At 55.3% G+C, this 17,764-nt stretch carries 18 protein-coding genes and 1 pseudogene; 15 read left to right on the plus strand and 4 right to left on the minus strand.

The annotated features are described in order from the left end of the window. Positions 1-6: 6 nt before the first annotated feature. Together AC2FID_RS20360 and AC2FID_RS20365 are read right to left on the minus strand one after the other, a co-directional pair. Positions 7-867, minus strand: a complete 861-nt coding sequence (locus tag AC2FID_RS20360) for a lytic transglycosylase domain-containing protein (protein ID WP_496838446.1) — start codon at positions 865-867, stop codon at positions 7-9. Continuing rightward, positions 864-1,121, minus strand: a complete 258-nt coding sequence (locus AC2FID_RS20365) for a hypothetical protein (RefSeq protein WP_496838448.1) — start codon at positions 1,119-1,121, stop codon at positions 864-866. Before AC2FID_RS20365 ends, AC2FID_RS20360 begins: the two co-directional genes overlap by 4 nt. Positions 1,122-1,220: 99 nt before the next feature. On the opposite strand from AC2FID_RS20365, the gene AC2FID_RS20370 reads away from it, so the two are divergent. The 15 genes from AC2FID_RS20370 to pdeM all read left to right on the plus strand — a co-directional run bounded on the left by AC2FID_RS20370 (position 1,221) and on the right by pdeM (position 16,486). After that, the gene (locus AC2FID_RS20370; RefSeq protein WP_282120037.1) at positions 1,221-1,433 is read left to right on the plus strand and encodes a Flp family type IVb pilin; all 213 of its coding nucleotides are present in this window, start codon (positions 1,221-1,223) and stop codon (positions 1,431-1,433) included. A gap of 85 nt (positions 1,434-1,518) precedes the next feature. Continuing rightward, complete coding sequence (locus AC2FID_RS20375) at positions 1,519-1,743, plus strand: hypothetical protein (protein ID WP_496761376.1); 225 nt, start codon at positions 1,519-1,521, stop codon at positions 1,741-1,743. A 148-nt stretch (positions 1,744-1,891) separates the two neighbouring features. Then, positions 1,892-2,761: a Flp pilus assembly protein CpaB gene (gene cpaB, locus AC2FID_RS20380; RefSeq protein ID WP_282120039.1), complete on the plus strand. Its 870-nt coding sequence runs from the start codon at positions 1,892-1,894 to the stop codon at positions 2,759-2,761. Between the two features lie 191 nt (positions 2,762-2,952). After that, complete coding sequence (locus AC2FID_RS20385; RefSeq protein ID WP_282120040.1) at positions 2,953-4,359, plus strand: type II and III secretion system protein family protein; 1,407 nt, start codon at positions 2,953-2,955, stop codon at positions 4,357-4,359. 17 nt (positions 4,360-4,376) lie between these two features. After that, positions 4,377-5,003 carry an OmpA family protein gene (locus tag AC2FID_RS20390; RefSeq protein WP_282120041.1) on the plus strand — a complete coding sequence of 209 codons (627 nt, stop codon included), beginning with the start codon at positions 4,377-4,379 and terminating at the stop codon, positions 5,001-5,003. Between the two features lie 199 nt (positions 5,004-5,202). Then, positions 5,203-6,435 carry a CpaE/TadZ family protein gene (locus AC2FID_RS20395; protein ID WP_496699816.1) on the plus strand — a complete coding sequence of 411 codons (1,233 nt, stop codon included), beginning with the start codon at positions 5,203-5,205 and terminating at the stop codon, positions 6,433-6,435. 24 nt (positions 6,436-6,459) lie between these two features. Next, on the plus strand, positions 6,460-7,905 hold the full coding sequence (locus tag AC2FID_RS20400; RefSeq protein WP_496838452.1) for a TadA family conjugal transfer-associated ATPase: 1,446 nt from the start codon (positions 6,460-6,462) through the stop codon (positions 7,903-7,905). 12 nt (positions 7,906-7,917) lie between these two features. Then, complete coding sequence (locus AC2FID_RS20405; protein WP_282169108.1) at positions 7,918-8,886, plus strand: type II secretion system F family protein; 969 nt, start codon at positions 7,918-7,920, stop codon at positions 8,884-8,886. 10 nt (positions 8,887-8,896) lie between these two features. Further along, positions 8,897-9,886 (plus strand): type II secretion system F family protein, encoded by a 990-nt coding sequence (locus tag AC2FID_RS20410; protein WP_282169107.1) that lies wholly within the window; start codon positions 8,897-8,899, stop codon positions 9,884-9,886. Between the two features lie 7 nt (positions 9,887-9,893). Continuing rightward, positions 9,894-10,475 carry a tetratricopeptide repeat protein gene (locus AC2FID_RS20415; protein WP_282120045.1) on the plus strand — a complete coding sequence of 194 codons (582 nt, stop codon included), beginning with the start codon at positions 9,894-9,896 and terminating at the stop codon, positions 10,473-10,475. Between the two features lie 30 nt (positions 10,476-10,505). Beyond that, positions 10,506-11,357 carry a tetratricopeptide repeat protein gene (locus tag AC2FID_RS20420; RefSeq protein ID WP_282120046.1) on the plus strand — a complete coding sequence of 284 codons (852 nt, stop codon included), beginning with the start codon at positions 10,506-10,508 and terminating at the stop codon, positions 11,355-11,357. A gap of 3 nt (positions 11,358-11,360) precedes the next feature. Further along, positions 11,361-11,906 carry a prepilin peptidase gene (locus AC2FID_RS20425; protein ID WP_282120047.1) on the plus strand — a complete coding sequence of 182 codons (546 nt, stop codon included), beginning with the start codon at positions 11,361-11,363 and terminating at the stop codon, positions 11,904-11,906. A gap of 116 nt (positions 11,907-12,022) precedes the next feature. Continuing rightward, positions 12,023-13,330 carry a DUF8689 domain-containing protein gene (locus AC2FID_RS20430; RefSeq protein WP_109313459.1) on the plus strand — a complete coding sequence of 436 codons (1,308 nt, stop codon included), beginning with the start codon at positions 12,023-12,025 and terminating at the stop codon, positions 13,328-13,330. A 40-nt stretch (positions 13,331-13,370) separates the two neighbouring features. Then, positions 13,371-15,782, plus strand: coding sequence for a ligase-associated DNA damage response DEXH box helicase (locus AC2FID_RS20435; protein ID WP_496838457.1), 2,412 nt, complete (start codon positions 13,371-13,373; stop codon positions 15,780-15,782). Between the two features lie 41 nt (positions 15,783-15,823). Continuing rightward, the gene (pdeM, locus tag AC2FID_RS20440) at positions 15,824-16,486 is read left to right on the plus strand and encodes a ligase-associated DNA damage response endonuclease PdeM (RefSeq protein ID WP_496838459.1); all 663 of its coding nucleotides are present in this window, start codon (positions 15,824-15,826) and stop codon (positions 16,484-16,486) included. Positions 16,487-16,488: 2 nt separating this feature from the next. Here the strand turns inward: pdeM and AC2FID_RS20445 are convergent, their stop codons facing one another. Further along, positions 16,489-17,226: a LytTR family DNA-binding domain-containing protein gene (locus AC2FID_RS20445; RefSeq protein WP_496838460.1), complete on the minus strand. Its 738-nt coding sequence runs from the start codon at positions 17,224-17,226 to the stop codon at positions 16,489-16,491. A gap of 217 nt (positions 17,227-17,443) precedes the next feature. Further along, positions 17,444-17,764 (minus strand): annotated as a pseudogene (locus AC2FID_RS20450) (bifunctional methylenetetrahydrofolate dehydrogenase/methenyltetrahydrofolate cyclohydrolase); the annotation flags it as partial.

Genomic DNA, 17,764 nt, shown 5'->3' on the forward strand with positions numbered 1-17,764 from the left:
CCATTTTCAGTTCAGCGATTGGAATACACACCCATCCGTAATCAGCTGAGGCGGTGTCGAACACAACGCCCGCGCCACCTGAAACGCTGCAAGAACTTTGGGTACGTAATCACGGGTCTCTGCGTAAGGTGGGACGCCCTCGTGCTTACGTACGGCCCCTTCCCCAGCGTTATACCCTGCAAGGACGAGGATCGGGTCGTTACCGAATTCTTCCATCAGCCAGTTCAGATACTTCACACCTCCCGCGATGTTTTGCGACGGCTGCGTACTGTCCTGAACCCCAAAACGTTTGGCGGTTGCAGGCATCAGCTGCATCAATCCTTGTGCCCCTGCCGAGCTTACAGCGTCGGTGCGCCCGGCGGATTCCACGGAAATGACCGCCAGAACCAATGCCGGTGAGACATTTGTTCCCACGGTCGAGCGCAGAATATCCACGCGGCGCTGTTGGGCGATATTTTGCAGGGTCTGTAAACGCGGTGCCGCGACATTGATCGCAGCAAGTGCATTCATGGCATCGTGCAGCCGTCCGGACCCGGCCTCGGTCAATGATGGCGACACCCTTTCCCAGAAAGCCTTGTACGAACCAACCGGTTTTTTGCCCGCACCGGGAAGAGTTGGCGGTATGACACGCGTGCGCGCGATGATTTCAGGTTCGACTAATTCTACGCCTGTACTAGGGGCAGACGGGGTCTTCGCATGCTCATCGGGCGTAATCTGGACCGTGACGCGTGGCCGCGTGCCAGGCTTTGGGGCCTTGACCCGTTTGTAAACGCCTCTTGGCTCAACCTCGTTCGCCACGACTGGCACTGGGCCAGACAGCATCAACGCCGCCAAACCGGCGCAAGTCATTGCGAGCCGGAGATTCATTTGCCTGCCTCATGTTTTTCTTTTGGTTGAGTTGAACCTCGAATCTGCCCGCAAGGCCAGAAAAACAATGCGAAATGGGGCAATTTCGCCTCATTTGCCGCAAATTTGCATCGGGGCGACCAGACAACCTCTGTTAGGTTTGTTTTTTTATTGTTTATTTTTAAGTAGTTACCAGAAAAACTACCAAAAAGTTTAACTTCACCAAAAAAAAATAGGGTTTGGCCCAATTCCTGCCATGCACAGCGGTCAATCATAGTGCCATACCGAGACGATCGGGAGCGGACTGAGAGAGGAAGCTCTGATAGACGCCTAGGTTTAATTGACTTTTTTAGATCCTTTAGGAGGGACGTAACATGATCAAGTTCATCAAGAACTTCCGCAAAGACGAAGACGGCGCCGTAACAGTAGACTGGGTCGTTCTGACCGCAGCCGTTGTTGGCCTGGCCGCAGTTGCATACACTCAGATCGGTAACGGCACCAAAGCCGTGTCGGACAGCGTTGGCACATCGTTGACAAGCGTTTCGACTGCCGTTCAGACGCCTGACGTCAACCCAACCGACAACTAATCCAGGTACAGACTATCTGGGGTGGGGCCATGCTTGAACTAGCTTGGCCCCTATTTTTTTCTAAACTTCCGTCTCTGGTGCTCTGATGTTGAACAGACTCGAAAAATTCCTGAAAAACGAAGATGGGGCGGTCACAGTTGATTGGGTCGTTCTAACCGCAGCAGTGGTTGGGCTAGCTGCTTTCGTGGGCATTTACTTTTTCACCCCTCTGAAGGCAATTGATGAAGCCAACGGCAGATCAATGAACGGAGTGGCAACCCAAGTTGATTCATTGGAAATCTCAGTGGAATTTTCCGGCTCCGGCTCTTAACGGCACTATTTCCTAGTTTCCTAGAACAAGGTTTGCCAATTTACCCAACATTGTCCCCCTTTTCGACACAATTCACGTTTACACAGGGGGCAAATGATGTCGTATTCTGATCGACACCAAACCAAAAAAGAAGTGTGAGGGGACGCGAATGCGTGCGGTATTTGGACTTGTTCTGATTATTGGGGTCGCTCTGGCCGGTGGTGCTGTGTACCTGGCAAAGGACTACATCAGTCAAACCCAGGCGGAACTAGAGCGCGAGAGGCTGGCTACTCAAAACGCTCTGGCGAACGTTAAGACAATTCCTACAGTGGACGTCATGGTTTTGAATCGGGCGATGAAATACGGTGAGCGTCTGGCAGAAGACGATGTGCGCGTCGTGCAGTGGCCAGAGGACGCGATTCCTGAAGGAACTTTCTCGGACATGACCGCGTTGTTTCCGCAAGATGGTAAGGGCGATCGCTTTATCCTTCGCACGATAGAAAAAGACGAGGCGCTTTTGGAAGTCAAAGTAACCCAGCCCGGCGAATCGGCTGGCCTTACCTCGCGCCTTGAGAAAGGCATGCGAGCTTTTGCCATCAGCGTAGATGTAGCATCTGGCGTGTCTGGCTTTTTGCGCCCGGGCGATAACGTCGACGTTTACTGGACCGGATCCCTAAGAGGTACTGGCGGCGAGGGAGAGATCACACGTCTTATCCAGACCAACATTGAATTGATTGCAATTGATCAATCCGCGGGATCGGACGTGACCGGCACAACAATCGCCAGGACGGTCACTGTTGCAATAACCCCGGAACAGGTCGCCGCACTCGCCCAAGCTCAGAACACCGGGCGCTTGTCACTGGCATTGGTCGGCACCCAGGATGAGACCATTGCGACTGCGATTGAAGTGGACCAAAGAAAACTGTTGGGAATCGAAGCAGCCGCACCAGCGCCTGTTCAGGTTGAGGAACGAAAGTGCTTCACCAACATTCGTCGTGGCGCGGAAATCGTCCAAACACCCATTCCCTGCACAAACTAGCGCGAAATCAAAACGTTAAAGCCACAAGCCGCGCCATCAGCGCGGCTTGTTTCGTTTCGAATGTTGCGCATTACCCACATAAGGAAAATTCCAGAAACCATTGATTATTGCAATAAAATCGTAATTCGCGCAGTGTTATCGCACATAAGGCATTAGACCTAAAACGAGGCGTGATCGGAGAGGCAGGTCACATGAAAATAATATCTTGGTTCAACGCAACCCTTCTGGGGTTGGCGTTAGTTATCAGTTCGGCCAGCACTGCTGTCCAAGCTGAAACACTTCGCGTGGTTAAGAACGGTACGGCGGAAACGCTGGACGTTCCGATGAACCGCGCAATTGTCGTTGAAAGCGAAACACCATTTGCGGAACTCAGCATCGCCAACGCAGGCATCGCTGACATTTCGTCGCTTTCTGATCGTACTATCTATGTTTTGGGTAAGGCACCTGGCCTGACCACGCTGACTTTGTTCGATGGGGCTGGCAACCTGCTGGCCAACGTTCGGGTCCGTGTTTCGCCGGATGTGTCTGAATTCAAAGAGAGATTGAGACAGATTCTGCCGAACGAGCCAATCGAAGTGCGTACTGCCAACGACGGCATCGTTCTTTCTGGCACGATCTCCAGCTCGGCTAAATTGGCCCGTGCCCTGGAACTTGCAGAACGTTACGCGCCCGAGCGGGTTTCGAACCTAATGTCTGTTGGCGGTGTTCAACAGGTCATGCTGAAAGTTCGCTTTGCCGAAATGAATCGGTCGGTTGCCAAAAGTTTGACCGCATCGCTTGGTTTTGGCGGTGGTGACACAACGGGCGGATTCAACACGTTGAACACCGCTGGTGCGTTGGCCAACGCGTTGAACAACAACATTCCCTTCCAGCAGACAAATACAGGTGCCATCTTGTTTGGCTTTGGTGCCGGTTCGACACAGGTACGCTTGCTGTTAGAGGCGCTCGAATCCAAAGGGCTTGCCCGTACTCTTGCAGAGCCCAACCTGTCAGCTCTGTCTGGTCAGGAAGCTGAATTCCTGGCTGGCGGCCAAGTCCCGATTCCGGTTCCAGCCGATGACGGCCAGATCGCAATTGAATACCGGAATTTTGGTGTGCAGGTCCTCTTTACGCCCCGCGTGGTGGACGGTGATCTGATAAACCTCGAGCTGGGAACATCGGTGTCAACTATTGACCCTAACTCCAACTTTTCAATTGCAGGCAACAACGTGCCAACATTCATTGCGCGTCAGACGAAGACGACAGTTGAATTGCGAGACGGCGAGAGCTTTGCAATTGCAGGGTTGGTTCAGGACAACTTCGCGGACCTGAATAGCCAAATTCCATGGGTCGGCGACATTCCTGTGCTGGGTGCTTTGTTCCGCAGCGCGGAATACCAGCGTCAGCAATCTGAACTGGTTATCATCGTCACAGCCCATCTGGTATCACCCACCCGTGGTGAAGCCCTGGCCCTGCCGACAGACCGCGTCAAACCGCCTAGCGAGTTTGACCTGTTCTTGAACGGAAAAACGGCGCGAACGACGCGCGTTGGTTCGGGTGCTGCGTCTGAAGTCGCCAAACAGGACTTTGGCAGCTCATACGGCTACATCCTGGAATGATTGAGAGGATAGGACCAATGCAGAAGTGGATCATAACACTGGGTCTGTCGGTCACCGTTGCCGCGTGTACACGCGAGGCCGGATACGAAATCGACCAAGGCGCCTTTGGCAACGCAACGCTAAACAACGTTCAGGTCATGAACGGTGAATTGACATACGCCCAAATCCTGGGTCAGCGGTTTGCTGCAGAAGTTCCGACGCAGATCAATTTTGCGTTTAACAGTTCTCAGCTGGACGCTCAGGCGCAACGGGTCTTGTTGCGGCAAGCGGCATGGATCAAGCAGTTCCCCGAAGCGCGGTTCCGCGTTTACGGCCATACCGATGCCGTCGGCTCTACCGCCTATAACCAGTCGCTTGGGCAACGTCGTGCAAACGCCGCCGTCGCGTTCCTGACGCAGCAGGGAATCTCGCGATCACGCTTGGAAGCCGTTGTTTCCTTTGGGAAAACACGACCTCTGATCGACACTCCGAACCGAGATCGCCGAAATCGGCGTACTGTGACCGAAGTGTCCGGCTTCTTGGATCGCAACCCGCTGGTGCTGGATGGCAAATACGCCGAGATCGTGTACCGCGAATACGTCGACAGCGCGACAAGAGAAAGTTACATCCAGCGTGAAGACGCTGGCGGCAGCGACGATGAATAATCCATAAGAAATGGGCGGCATCGTCGCCCATTTCCCTACAATTGGTTCTTTTGCGCCAAAATCTTGCCTAAGTTCCAAGCCATCTTTTCAACAATTAGGTGAAGTGCGGCCCGAATTGGCCGCGACCGGGCAACAGCGAACTGAACCGAACCAAACATGTTCGGGCAGTGAGCAGGTCCAGACGACGAGGATTGTGTGAATGACAAGCGCCAAAACGCATGATGACGGAACTGCCATTCTGGCCTGCACGATCAGCCGTGACGTCCAAAATTTTGATCTTCTGATCGAGGACATGGAAACCATTTTGGGTGAACGTTGGGGCGACCTTGGGTTTGCCGAAGCCCTGGCTTTTTTCAGCCAACCAGAGGCGGAAAGCCTTGAATTCGTTGCGCTTGCTATTGACGGAGAAGATGAAGACAACCTTTCGCTGATGGGCGAAATCATCTCGCAGGCCAAAGAGAAAAAGATCAAGATCGTTCTGATCGCCGAAGACGTAACACCTGCGTCTCTGCACCAACTACTTCGCAAGGGCGCGGACGAGTTTGTCCCCTACCCTCTTCCCGAAGGAGAGTTGCAGGAAGCCATAGAGCGCATGAACAAACCTGAACCGGTGGCAACGACTGCAGTGGCAGCTCAGGTCGCTCAGGGTGATTCGAAAGAAGGCGCGCTGTTTGTGGTCCATGGGCTGGCAGGCGGTGTGGGATCAACGACCATGGCGGTTAACCTCGCCTGGGAGTTAGCAACCGCGTCAGACAAAGAGGCGCCTTCTGTGTGCGTCATCGACCTAGATCTGCAGTATGGCAGCGTGTCGACATATCTGGACCTTCCTCGACGCGAAACCATATTTGAGATGCTGTCAGACACAACTTTGATGGATGACGATGTCTTCTCGCAGGCCTTACAAACCTATGAGGAAAAGCTTGAGGTCCTGACTGCACCGTCCGATATGGTTCCGTTGGACCTGATCACACCCGATGACATCGAGCGCGTCATCGAAATTGCCCGCAGGAAATTCGACTACGTGGTCGTCGACATGCCGACGACCCTTGTTCATTGGTCGGAAACGGTTCTTCAGGCTGCGCATGTGTACTTTGCCATGATCGAGCTGGACATGCGATCCGCTCAGAATGCGCTGCGGTTGAAACGCGCCCTCCAGGCCGAGGAACTGCCGTTCAACAAACTCCGGTTCGCTCTGAACCGAGCCCCGAAATTCACTGACTTGAATGGCAAAGGCCGGGTCAAGCGCATGGGCGAAAGCCTGGGCATTTCAATTGACCTACAATTGCCGGATGGTGGCAAACCCGTCATGCAAAGCGGTGATCACGGATTGCCGCTGGCCAAATCCGCCGCCAAGAACCCGCTGCGTCGGGAAATCGCAAAACTTGCAAAATCGCTTCACAGCTTGGGCAGCAGCAGCGCCGAGGCCGCGTAACCGTATTTCAGAGGGGTAGTCGCCGTGTTTTCAAGATACAAGAAGCAGCCAGCAGCGCAGCCGGTCGAGGCTGCTCCAGCGCCTGAGGCTTCGGCGCAAACGCCTGCTCCGAAAAAAGCATCCACTGACAACGCCGTCGCCCGCCGCCCAATTCAAAAGAAGGCTGCTGAACCGGTCGGATCGGACCGGGATCGCAAGCGCAAAGAGCGCTTGGGTGAGATTAAGATCGAGATGCACCGGGAACTGCTGGAAAACCTGAATCTTGCGGCACTTGAAAAGGCCGGAGAATCTGAACTTCGAGCGGAAATCAGCGCGATCTCGAGCGAAATCCTCGAATCCCGCGATATTGTTCTGAACCGCGAAGACCGGTCACAGCTAAACAAAGAACTGTATGACGAAGTCACTGGTTTGGGCCCCCTTGAGACGCTGCTTCAAGACGACAGTGTCAACGATATCCTGGTAAACGGTCCACAGCAGATTTTTGTCGAACGGTTCGGCAAGCTTGAAATCAGCGACGTCACGTTCAAGGACGAAAAGCACCTGATGCGGATCATCGACAAGATCGTATCCGCCGTGGGTCGCCGGGTCGATGAATCCAACCCCTATGTTGACGCTCGCCTGGCTGACGGGTCGCGTTTCAACGCAATGGTGCCACCTATCGCCGTTGACGGGTCGCTGGTTTCCATTCGTAAGTTCAAAAAAGACAAGCTGGCCATCGACGATCTGGTCAATTTCGGTGCCTTCACAGAGGAAATGGCCGCCTATTTGCAGGCAGCTGTTTCAACGCGCCTGAATATCATCGTCTCGGGCGGTACAGGCTCCGGTAAAACGACGACGCTGAATGCCTTGTCCAGCTTTATTGATGACGCCGAACGCATCCTGACCATCGAGGATACGGCGGAACTTCAGCTGCAGCAGACCCATGTGGGACGGATGGAAAGCCGCCCCCCTAACGTCGAAGGCAAAGGCGAAGTCAGCCCGCGCGACTGTCTTAAAAACGCTCTTCGTATGCGTCCTGACCGCATCATCGTGGGCGAGACGCGTGGCGCCGAGGTGATCGACATGCTGCAAGCCATGAACACTGGCCACGACGGTTCGATGACCACGATCCACGCCAACTCGGCGCGTGACGGGATTTCGCGTCTCGAGAACATGATTGCGATGGCCGGGATCGAGATGCCTATCAAAGCGGTACGCAGCCAAGTCTCATCCGCTGTGAACCTGATTGTACAGGCCAGCCGCCTGCAGGACGGCTCACGTCGGATGACCTCGATCACTGAGATTACGGGGATGGAAGGTGACGTGATTTCGATGCAGGAAATTTTCAAGTTTCAACGCGTTGGTCTGACGCCGGACAACAAGATCATTGGCCATTTCACCGCGACCGGTGTGCGCAGCCACTATTCCGAACGCTTCCGTCTGTGGGGCTTTGATCTACCGTCATCTATCTACGAACCTACGACCGTCTAAGGAGATCCGGAAATGCAACTGCCCGTAGAGGCTCTTATCTATGTTGTGATCTTCGTCGGAGTTCTTCTCCTGGTCGAGGGCATCTATCTTGTGGCATTTGGCAAGTCCATCAGCCTGAACAGCCGTGTGAACCGGCGTCTGGATATGCTTGAAAAAGGCGTCGGACGCGAACAGGTTCTGGAACAGCTGCGCAAGGAAATGCAGCAGCATATGAAATCCCAGAGCATCCCGCTCTATTCGCTTTTGGCCGACAAGGCACAAAAAGCTGCTATCGCCTTTTCACCTCGCCAATTGATCATGATCATGATGCTGGTTTCTGGATTTGCCTATGTGGGCTTGAGCATCGGCACAGGAACCGAGGTCGTGTTGCGGATTGCGCTGTCGATCGCGATCGGCGTGGGTGGTGTGTATGCTTGGGTAAACAACAAAGCCAAGAAACGTATGGGATTGATGGAAGAGCAACTGCCCGACGCAGTTGAACTGATGGTTCGGTCTCTTCGCGTCGGGAACCCATTTGTTTCGACGATTCAAATTGTTGCCAATGAAGTGCAGGACCCGCTTGGGACGGAATTTGGCGTCATCGCAGATGAATGCGCCTATGGCCGTGACGTCGGTGAAGCCCTGAAAGACATGGCCGAACGACTGGGGATGCAGGATCTGCGCTTTTTGTCCGTCGCGGTAGGAATTCAGCAACAGGCGGGTGGTAACCTGGCCGAGATTTTGGCGGGTCTGGCCCAGGTTATCCGAGCGCGGTTCCGCTTGTTCCGCCGTGTCAATGCGATCACGGCCGAAGCCAAATGGTCCGGCAAGTTCCTGTCTGGCTTCCCCCTATTCTGCCTGTTGTTCATTTTGGTAAAAGATCCGGGCTACTATGACGAAGTTGTGGACCACCCATGGTTCATTCCGATGTGTTTCTTTGTGGGCATCATGCTGACACTGAACCTGATCGTCATGCGCATTCTTACGAATATCAAAGTCTGAGGGCTTGAGTATGGAATTTCTGACCCAAATCAATGAAGTCCTGACCGAGAATTTGGGGCCGTTCGGGCCACTTATCGTAGTCGGGGTTTTGGGATTGTTCATGATCCTTGTGACCTTGCCACTGATGCTGAACCAGCCTGAGGACCCTCTCAAGAAACTTCAGCGCTCTAATGCGCCCTCCAAGGAAAGCAAAAAGGGCAACAAGGACAAACTGCGACAATCCAGCCGCAACGAGCAGCTTCAGAAATTCGCGAACTTCCTGGAACCACAGAACAAGGAAGAACTGTCCGCGATGGAGCTCAAGTTGCGCCAGGCGGGGTATCAGTCCAAGGACTCGGTCCGCTTTTTCCATTTTGCTCAATTTGCACTTGGTTTGGTCGGCATTTCGATTGGTGTGCTGTTGGTCACGGTTTTTGCCGGTGATCAGGAATTCACACCAGCCCAGATGGCCATGCGCGTCTTGATCCCGGCATGTGCGTTCTACTTCCTCCCGCGCTATTGGATCACACGGCGCGTTGCCGAACGACAGGAAGCCATCGTTGCAGGTTTCCCCGACACTCTGGATCTTATGCTGGTTTGCGTCGAAGCCGGTCAGTCGCTGGATCAGGCGATTGTTCGGGTCGCGGCTGAAATGAAAGTCTCTTACCCGGATATTGCCTCGGAATTCGAAGTCGTCGCGCACGAATTGAAGGCTGGTAAGGAAAGGGACAGCGTTCTTAGAGACTTTGGCACACGTTGCGGCGTTCAGGACGTCAGCTCGTTTGTGACTGTTATGATCCAGTCGGCCACATTTGGTACATCAATCGCCGAAGCCCTGCGGGTTTATGCCGGTGAAATGCGTGACAAGCGGGTAATGCGCGCCGAAGAGGCCGCGAACAAGTTGCCAACCAAAATGACACTTGCCACAATGATGCTGACGGTGCCGCCGTTGCTGGTCATTCTGGTCGGCCCTTCGGCAAAAGGCATCGCGGACTTTGCAAACAGTGGATCCGGTGGATAGCGTCCCGATGAATTCAAATTTCAGGTGTATCCGGTTAAGGCTACGCCGCACGTTTCAGGCCACCTTGGTTCTTGCCATGGTGGCCTCTTGTACAGAAACAGGCCTTTCGAACGATCTGGATGCTCCTGGTATCGACCCTAAGGCAGAATCTGTTGATCCGATTACGGTCGGAAACCGGCTGATGGCATCGGGCGAATATGAACTGGCGCTGACATCCTTTTCCCGTGCCGCGCTGGATCAGGGGATGACAACGGAACTCCTGACCTCAATGGGAACTGCGAACCTGGGTCTCAGGCGTTTAGGGCAGGCAGAGGAACTGCTGCGCCGCGCAGTTGAGGATGAGCCTGACTGGCCTATCGCGTGGAACAATCTTGGTGTTGTGCTGATGGAAAAGGCCGAATACCCCGAGGCAGAACAGATGTTCCGGCGCGCCTTTGCTTTGGACAATGGCGAAAGTGACGCAATTTTGGACAATCTGCGCTTAGCACTCGCAAAAATGGAAAATCCTGTTAATACTACCCCGGAAAAACAAGAATATACACTGGAGCAGCAAGGCAACGGGCAATTCAAGCTGCGCAAGCTCCCGTAACATAGGCAAGAGCAGTAAGGGACGCAAAAAATGCGCCAACAATTCTTGATTCCGACGATGGTAATCTGCGGGATGGTCCTGTCCGCCTGCGAGAAAGAAACCGAAGAAGAAAAGGTCGAACGCACCTATCAGGAGGTAAACGTCATTGACGAAACCAACCTGAACGAGGTTCTTCTGACCGCGGCTGACCCAAACGAGGCTGTGACCTATTTCAAAGGGGCCGCCGCAAAAAACCCCGGCCGGATCGACCTGCAACGGGGCCTCGCGATTTCTCTTACGCGCGCTAAACGCACGACCGAGGCAGCTTCGGCGTGGAAAAAAGTGACGACCATGAAAGGCGCGAGCAACGTCGACCGGGTCGAATACGCCGCCGCATCGGTCCGCGCTGGTGACTGGGCAACAGCCAAGTCGACGCTGGATTCTGTTCCTCCAACCTATGAGACATTCCAACGTTACCGTCTTGAGGCGGTCGTTGCAGACTCCAGTAAAGACTGGAAACGCGCGGATCACTTTTACGAAACAGCCGTTGGTCTGACCACGCGCCCGGGTGGCGTTATGAACAACTGGGGCTACTCCAAGCTATCGCGCGGTGATTACGCCGATGCCGAGAGATTGTTTTCCGAAGCAATTCGTCAGGACAAATCGCTGTTCACCGCTAAGAACAACCTCGTGTTGGCCAGGGCTGCACAGGGGAACTATAACATGCCAGTTGTTCCCCTGACACAAGTTGAGCGGGCCATGCTGCTGAATACAATGGGTATTTCTGCGATCAAACAAGGCGATATCACGACGGCCAAGAACCTGTTCCGTGAAGCCATCGCAACCCACCCCCAGCATTATGAGGAAGCCGTTCGATCGCTTCGCGCGCTTGAAGAGGCCTGATTCATGAATATCCCTGCGACGGCAGCCGCATGGTTTTTGCCGTTTGTGTTGCCGATCTGTTTTTATGTGGCCTTCACCGATCTGCGTAGCATGCTGATCAAAAATCATGCCGTGATCGCTTTGGCCGCGATTTTTGCTGTTGTCGGGTTGATTGCACTGCCACCCTGGGCAACCGAGTGGACGACCGGCAGCGTGGGTCCGATTGCCCTGACACTTCCGCCCTATCTGTGGCAATTGCTGCACATCGTTGTCGTTTTGTTTTTTGGCATCCTGTTGAACGCGGCCGGCGTCATGGGGGCAGGTGATGCCAAGTTTCTGGCTGCCGCCTCAGCCTTTGTCTGGGCCGGTGACTATCTGCTTATGACGCTGATCGCCACTTGCGCCATGCTTGGTGCATATGTGACGCACAGGCTGGCCAAGCACACACGCCTTCGGGCAATCGCCCCGGACTGGGAGAGCTGGGATCGGGGCAAGAAATTTCCGATGGGTTTTCCGTTAGGGGCCAGTTTGGCGATCTATTTGATTTTCGGAACTGTTTCCGGCTCATAAACTATCATCAGTCCGCCTTTTCAATGCCTTTGTGCTGACACAAAGCAGGTTAAGATTTTAACCAAGCAGCCCTTATGGGGCTTTTGGCGTGATTAGTGGATAGACGGGCAACGCTCATGAATATGCAGACGACCTCGGTTATGGCCCCCCCTGCCCCCAAGGGTATGGCCGAAATGAAACTGCCCATCGTGATGATGCGGGACATTCTGCTTAAGACGATATTCCGAAAGAACGTGGATACGGTCACGGAAATCGCGGAAGCGATCTGTTTGCCAGGTGCGGTCACGCAAGAACTTGTAGACATTGCACGCGAACAGAAACTGCTCGAAGCGACGGGCACACTGAACGCCAACAGTGGAAACGAGATGGGCTATCAGCTTACCGATGCCGGCAAAGCCCGTGCACTGGACGCGCTGAGCCAATCTGAATACTTCGGCGCTATGCCGGTTCCGCTGGACGTATACCGGGAACAGGTCAAGCGTCAGTCAATCCGAAATATTCAGGTGACCCGTGATCAGCTAACTGGTGCGATGGGACATCTTGTTCTGCCCGACAGCCTGCTGGACCATCTGGGCCCCGCAGTCAGCGCCGGCCGGTCAATTCTGATGTATGGCCCTCCGGGTAACGGTAAATCCTCAATCTCGAACGGTATTCGCGACGCGCTGGGGGACAACGTCTATGTTCCCCGTGCCATCGAGTATGCAGGTCAGGTCATCACGGTCTATGATCCGATCGTCCACACTGCGATCGAGCAAGAGGCGGATGACCCCAACAGCCTGCGCCGTCGCAAGCGGTTCGACACCCGCTATGTTCAGTGCGAACGCCCGACCGTGGTAACGGGTGGTGAACTTTCGCTTTCAATGCTGGATCTGGTCTACAACCCGACCGCACGTACCTACCAGGCGCCGCTGCAGCTGAAATCAACCGGTGGCATCTTCATCGTGGACGACCTTGGTCGTCAGCAGGAACCGCCACAGGCGCTGATCAACCGCTGGATTGTTCCTTTGGAAGAGAACAAGGACATTCTTGGCCTGCAGTCTGGCGAAAAGTTCGAAGTGCCTTTTGACACACTGGTTATCTTCTCGACCAACTTCCACCCAAATGAGATATTCGACCAAGCGGCCCTGCGCCGGATCTTCTTCAAGATCAAGATCGGTGGTCCCGTTCAAGAAGACTTCCTAAAAATCTTTGCAATGGTGGCGCGGAAACGCGGCATGCCGCTGGATGAATCCGCTCTGGTGCATTTGCTGAAGGTCAAATACCCGACCATCAACAACGTCTATGCCAACTATCAGCCGATCTTCCTGATCGACCAGATGATCTCGATCTGCGAATTTGAGGGCATCCCCTATCAGATGAGCCCCGACCTGATCGACAGGGCCTGGGCCAACATGTTCGTCAAAGACGAGGTAATCGTAAATTAACGCCGTGCCATTTCCGGGACAGGCCGGGTAGTCTGCGTTCATGACGCAGATTCCCCCCCGGATCACGGATTGGTTTGACGCCAAAGGCTGGTCCATCCATCCACATCAGCAAGAGATGTTTGACCGGGCTGCGGACCCGGCAACTTTGCTCATTGCGCCGACCGGCGGTGGCAAAACGATGGCCGGTTTCCTGCCGACACTGGCCGAACTGGCGGAAAATGATCGCCCCGGCCTACACACGCTCTATGTTTCCCCACTCAAGGCTTTGGCCGCCGATATCCGCCGCAACCTGCGCGGCCCGGCGGACGATATTGGCCTGCCCATCCGCATCGAAGACCGAACAGGCGATACCTCGGCCACGCAAAAGAAACGTCAGCGCGTGGACCCTCCGCACATCCTGCTGACCACGCCTGAAAGCCTGGCCTTACTGACGTCGTACGAAGACGCCCCGCGGATGTTTGCAGGCGTCCAACGCGTGATCGTGGACGAAATCCACGCCTTGGCCGAAAGCAAACGAGGCGATCAGTTGATGTTGGCGCTGGCCCGTTTGCAGAGCTTGTGCCCTGACCTGCGACGCGTCGGCCTGTCGGCCACAGTCGAAGACCCCGATGCCATCGCGCAGTTTTTGGCCCGCCACCCCGATCCTTGCAAGATCATTCAGGCTGATCCCGGCCCCGACCCCGATATCCAAATGCTTGAGACGCAAGAGATGCCGCCCTGGTCCGGTGGAGGGGCGGCCTATTCGATCCCTGCGGTGCTGGATCAGATCAAACAACACAAAACCACGCTTATCTTTCACAACACCCGCGCGCAGGCCGAAATATTCTTTCACAACATTTGGCTTGCTAATGATGACGGGCTGCCCATTGGCATTCACCACGGCAGCCTGGATCGGCAACAGCGCGAACGGGTCGAGGCTGCAATGGTCCGCGGTGACCTACGCGCCATTGTTTGCACCGGCAGTCTGGATCTGGGCATCGACTGGGGCGATGTGGATCTGGTGATCCAGATTGGCGCGCCCAAGAACGTCAAACGTCTGGTTCAGCGCATTGGTCGTGCCAACCACCGTTACAACGCCCCGTCCAAAGCCCTATTAGTGCCAGCGAACCGGTTTGAAGTGGTCGAGTGCGTCGCCGCTTTGGAGGCGGCAAAGGCCCATGATCTGGATGGCGAACCGCGCGGACCGGGCCCAAGGGACGTCTTGTGCCAGCATATGCTCATCGCCGCTGCGGCAGGTCCGTTCGATGCAGAAGCCCTGTTCACCGAAATGACGGCAGCAGGGCCATATTCTGATCTCAGCCGCGCTGAGTTCGACGCCTGTTTGGATTTCTGTGCAACCGGCGGCTACGCGCTGCGCGCCTATGATCGCTGGCAGCGGCTGTTGCAGCGGCCAGATGGGAAATGGCAGCTAAGAGACCCACGGGCAGCACAGCGTATTCGTATGAACCTGGGCACGATACAGGACACAGACACGCTGAAAGTCCGCCTAAAGCGCAATCGCGGGGGCAAACCGCTGGGTGAGGTCGAGGAGGCATTTGCAGCCTCTCTGACGCCCGGAGACACGTTTCTGATCGGCGGACAGATCGTTCGGTACGAGGGGCTGCGAGAAATGGTGGTCGAGGTCAGCCGCCGGGCGGACAAGAAGCCCAAGATCGCTACATTTTCGGGCACCAAGTTCGCGACCTCGACCCAACTCAGCGACCGTATCCTGCGCATGTTCGCTCAGCCGGACTGGCCACAACTACCTGCCCACACGGCCGAATGGTTAGCGTTGCAGCGGGATATGTCCCAATTGCCTCAACGGGATCGCTTGCTGATCGAAAGTTTTCCCAATGACGGTCGTGAACACCTGTGTGTTTACGGCTTCGCTGGGCGCAATGCGCAACAGACCCTTGGGCTTTTATTGACCAAGCGGATGGAGGAAACCGGGTTGGCGCCGCTTGGTTTTGTTGCCACCGACTATGCGACGCTGATTTGGGGCATGGATGCTGTGACCGACCCAAGCCCATTGCTCCAATTGGACAAACTGCGTGACGGGCTTGAGACATGGCTGGCGGGCAACGCTGTCATGAAACGCACCTTTCGCGCTTCGGCCACAATAGCAGGCCTGATCGAGCGCAATACAGGCGGGCAACGCAAAAGCGGGCGTCAGGCTACGTTTTCCTCGGATATTCTTTACGATACGCTGCTGAAGTATGACCCCAACCACCTTCTGATGCAGATCACCCGCGAGGAAGCAATGCGCGGACTAGTGGATTTTGGACGTATCGAGACAATGATTGAACGAATTGGTGACCGGGTAGATCTGGTTCGGCTGGATCGGGTCTCTCCCCTCGCCGCGCCGTTGTTTCTGGAGGCTGGCAAAGTACCGGTCAAAGGTGCCGCCGAAGAACGTCTGTTGGCCGAGGAAAGCGCCCGGTTGCTAAAGGCTGCGGGACTAGACGCGAAGTAATTCAGCTTGCGCCAAGGATCAAAACAGGTGAAGAACGTACCATGAACGAGCTGGCGTTTTCCTTTGCTGAACAAGACCTGCGCGCATTGGGATCTGGTGCGTTGTGGTGGCCAAACCGGAAACTGTTATGCGTCAGCGATCTGCATCTTGGCAAATCCGAACGTATGGCGCGGCGCGGTGGTCCCTCTTTGCCGCCCTATGACAGTCATGACACCCTGACCCGGCTGGCCGCCGACATCGACAGAACCGGCGCGCAAACTGTCATCTGCCTGGGCGACAGCTTTGACGATTTGGATACTTTGGCGGCGTTGGGCACTGCCGAGAAGCTTTCGTTGACGGCCCTGCAAGCAGGCCGACAATGGATTTGGATCGAAGGAAACCACGACCCGGGTCCAATAGACCTGGGCGGAACACATCTGGCTGAATACGCGGTAGGTCCGCTGGTTTTTCGGCATATCGCCCAACCCGGTGATCACGGCGAAATCTCGGGGCACTATCATCCCAAGACGTGCATTAGGGCACGCGGTCGGACGATCACACGCCCGGCGTTTTTGCTGGATAATGCACGGCTTATTCTACCGGCCTATGGCACCTATACAGGCGGGCTGCGAAGTTCCGAGAAGGTTCTAAGTGACTTGATGAGCGACAGGGCAATGGCCATCATGACCGGCGCTCATCCACAAATCATCCCAATGCCACGCTGAGATCATATCAACCCGTCGTCTTCAAGCATCGGCTTGTACTTCCGGCTGACCGGTATCAGGTCACCATTCACCAGCTTCAAGTAGATTCTGTCAGCTACTTTCTCAGTACCTGTGACTGCGCTGTCCACGATCCAATGGGACCGGTGCGCACAATGCCCGCGCAAGGGCTCCATTTCCCCAACCGCATCAGAGAGCCGTAACCGGATCGCAAACGTACCCTCTGATGTGACCACATCCACGTAGTGATTACGCGAGCTCAGGCGGTAGATCTGCCCCTGAAAAGACGCAGGCAACCGTCGCGCAAGCCGCGGCGCCGGGGATGATGGTGGAGCGCTTTTGGGTTCTGCCCGGCTGGTCAGAATCAGGCCAGCTGTAAACAAGGCGCTGTATCCAATAACCCGCGGGATGCCGGGTGCGGAGTGGCCCCCAATGGAAAACAGAACCACGGCCAGCACCCAAAGGGACGGGATAAACAACAGCAAAACAAGCAGGGCGATTGCCAGATCACGCACCGGCAAGTTCAGAACAGTCCCGGATTCTCGGATCAGCTTTCGGGCCATCCAGGTCGACGTAACGGCGATACCCATCACCCCGAACCAAAATAAGAAGCTTATGACAAACGGCAAATCCGACATCTGGAACGGCGGAAAAGCGTAAGCCAGCATAGGAAGGAAGAACGCTCCGGCCACCACGCGTTGTGGGCTGCACAGGCTGAAGATGGGTCTTAGCTTTGAAGTCATACCATATCAAAAACCACTTTCAGGGACCCAGCCAAAAGCCCCGGAAAGCTAACATTCACACACTGTAAACGGCTGGGAAATCCCGGCTAACACGCCCCATTCAGACATTCAAACCTTAAAGGGGGGAAATTTAGCACGTTGACATCATGGCCAATTTTCAAACTTGTGCAAAATTCAGTTTCGCTGGGGCGCATTTTTTGCGCCCCAGCGAAACAGGTCAGGCTGTGAGGCCTTCTGGTTCTGGCAGTTTGTTTGCGCGGCAGCAGGCGGTGAGGGTGTTGGCCAGCAGGCAGGCGATGGTCATGGGGCCTACGCCGCCGGGGACCGGGGTGATGGCGCCGGCGCGTGCTGCGGCGCTGGCATAATCGACGTCGCCGACCAGCTTGTTCTTGCCGTCGCGTTCAATGCGGTTGATGCCCACGTCGATGACGGTGGCGCCTTCTTTGATCCAGTCGCCGGGCACCATTTCAGGGCGGCCAACGGCGGCCACGACGATGTCGGCGCGGCGGACCACGTCGGGCAGATCCTTGGTGCGGCT

The organism is Ruegeria sp. CDSC068, assembly GCF_059610545.1.

Bases quoted from the DNA above. Each gene is read 5' to 3' on its own strand.
- AC2FID_RS20445 (WP_496838460.1), bottom strand. From the start codon at position 17,226: ATGACTTCAAAGCTAAGACCCATCTTCAGCCTGTGCAGCCCACAACGC.
- pdeM (WP_496838459.1), top strand. From the start codon at position 15,824: ATGAACGAGCTGGCGTTTTCCTTTGCTGAACAAGACCTGCGCGCATTG.
- AC2FID_RS20430 (WP_109313459.1), top strand. From the start codon at position 12,023: ATGAATATGCAGACGACCTCGGTTATGGCCCCCCCTGCCCCCAAGGGT.
- AC2FID_RS20385 (WP_282120040.1), top strand. From the start codon at position 2,953: ATGAAAATAATATCTTGGTTCAACGCAACCCTTCTGGGGTTGGCGTTA.
- AC2FID_RS20405 (WP_282169108.1), top strand. From the start codon at position 7,918: ATGCAACTGCCCGTAGAGGCTCTTATCTATGTTGTGATCTTCGTCGGA.
- AC2FID_RS20435 (WP_496838457.1), top strand. From the start codon at position 13,371: ATGACGCAGATTCCCCCCCGGATCACGGATTGGTTTGACGCCAAAGGC.
- AC2FID_RS20360 (WP_496838446.1), bottom strand. From the start codon at position 867: ATGAATCTCCGGCTCGCAATGACTTGCGCCGGTTTGGCGGCGTTGATG.
- AC2FID_RS20390 (WP_282120041.1), top strand. From the start codon at position 4,377: ATGCAGAAGTGGATCATAACACTGGGTCTGTCGGTCACCGTTGCCGCG.
- AC2FID_RS20395 (WP_496699816.1), top strand. From the start codon at position 5,203: ATGACAAGCGCCAAAACGCATGATGACGGAACTGCCATTCTGGCCTGC.
- AC2FID_RS20425 (WP_282120047.1), top strand. From the start codon at position 11,361: ATGAATATCCCTGCGACGGCAGCCGCATGGTTTTTGCCGTTTGTGTTG.
- AC2FID_RS20375 (WP_496761376.1), top strand. From the start codon at position 1,519: ATGTTGAACAGACTCGAAAAATTCCTGAAAAACGAAGATGGGGCGGTC.
- AC2FID_RS20415 (WP_282120045.1), top strand. From the start codon at position 9,894: ATGAATTCAAATTTCAGGTGTATCCGGTTAAGGCTACGCCGCACGTTT.
- AC2FID_RS20370 (WP_282120037.1), top strand. From the start codon at position 1,221: ATGATCAAGTTCATCAAGAACTTCCGCAAAGACGAAGACGGCGCCGTA.
- AC2FID_RS20365 (WP_496838448.1), bottom strand. From the start codon at position 1,121: ATGATTGACCGCTGTGCATGGCAGGAATTGGGCCAAACCCTATTTTTT.
- AC2FID_RS20410 (WP_282169107.1), top strand. From the start codon at position 8,897: ATGGAATTTCTGACCCAAATCAATGAAGTCCTGACCGAGAATTTGGGG.
- cpaB (WP_282120039.1), top strand. From the start codon at position 1,892: ATGCGTGCGGTATTTGGACTTGTTCTGATTATTGGGGTCGCTCTGGCC.
- AC2FID_RS20420 (WP_282120046.1), top strand. From the start codon at position 10,506: ATGCGCCAACAATTCTTGATTCCGACGATGGTAATCTGCGGGATGGTC.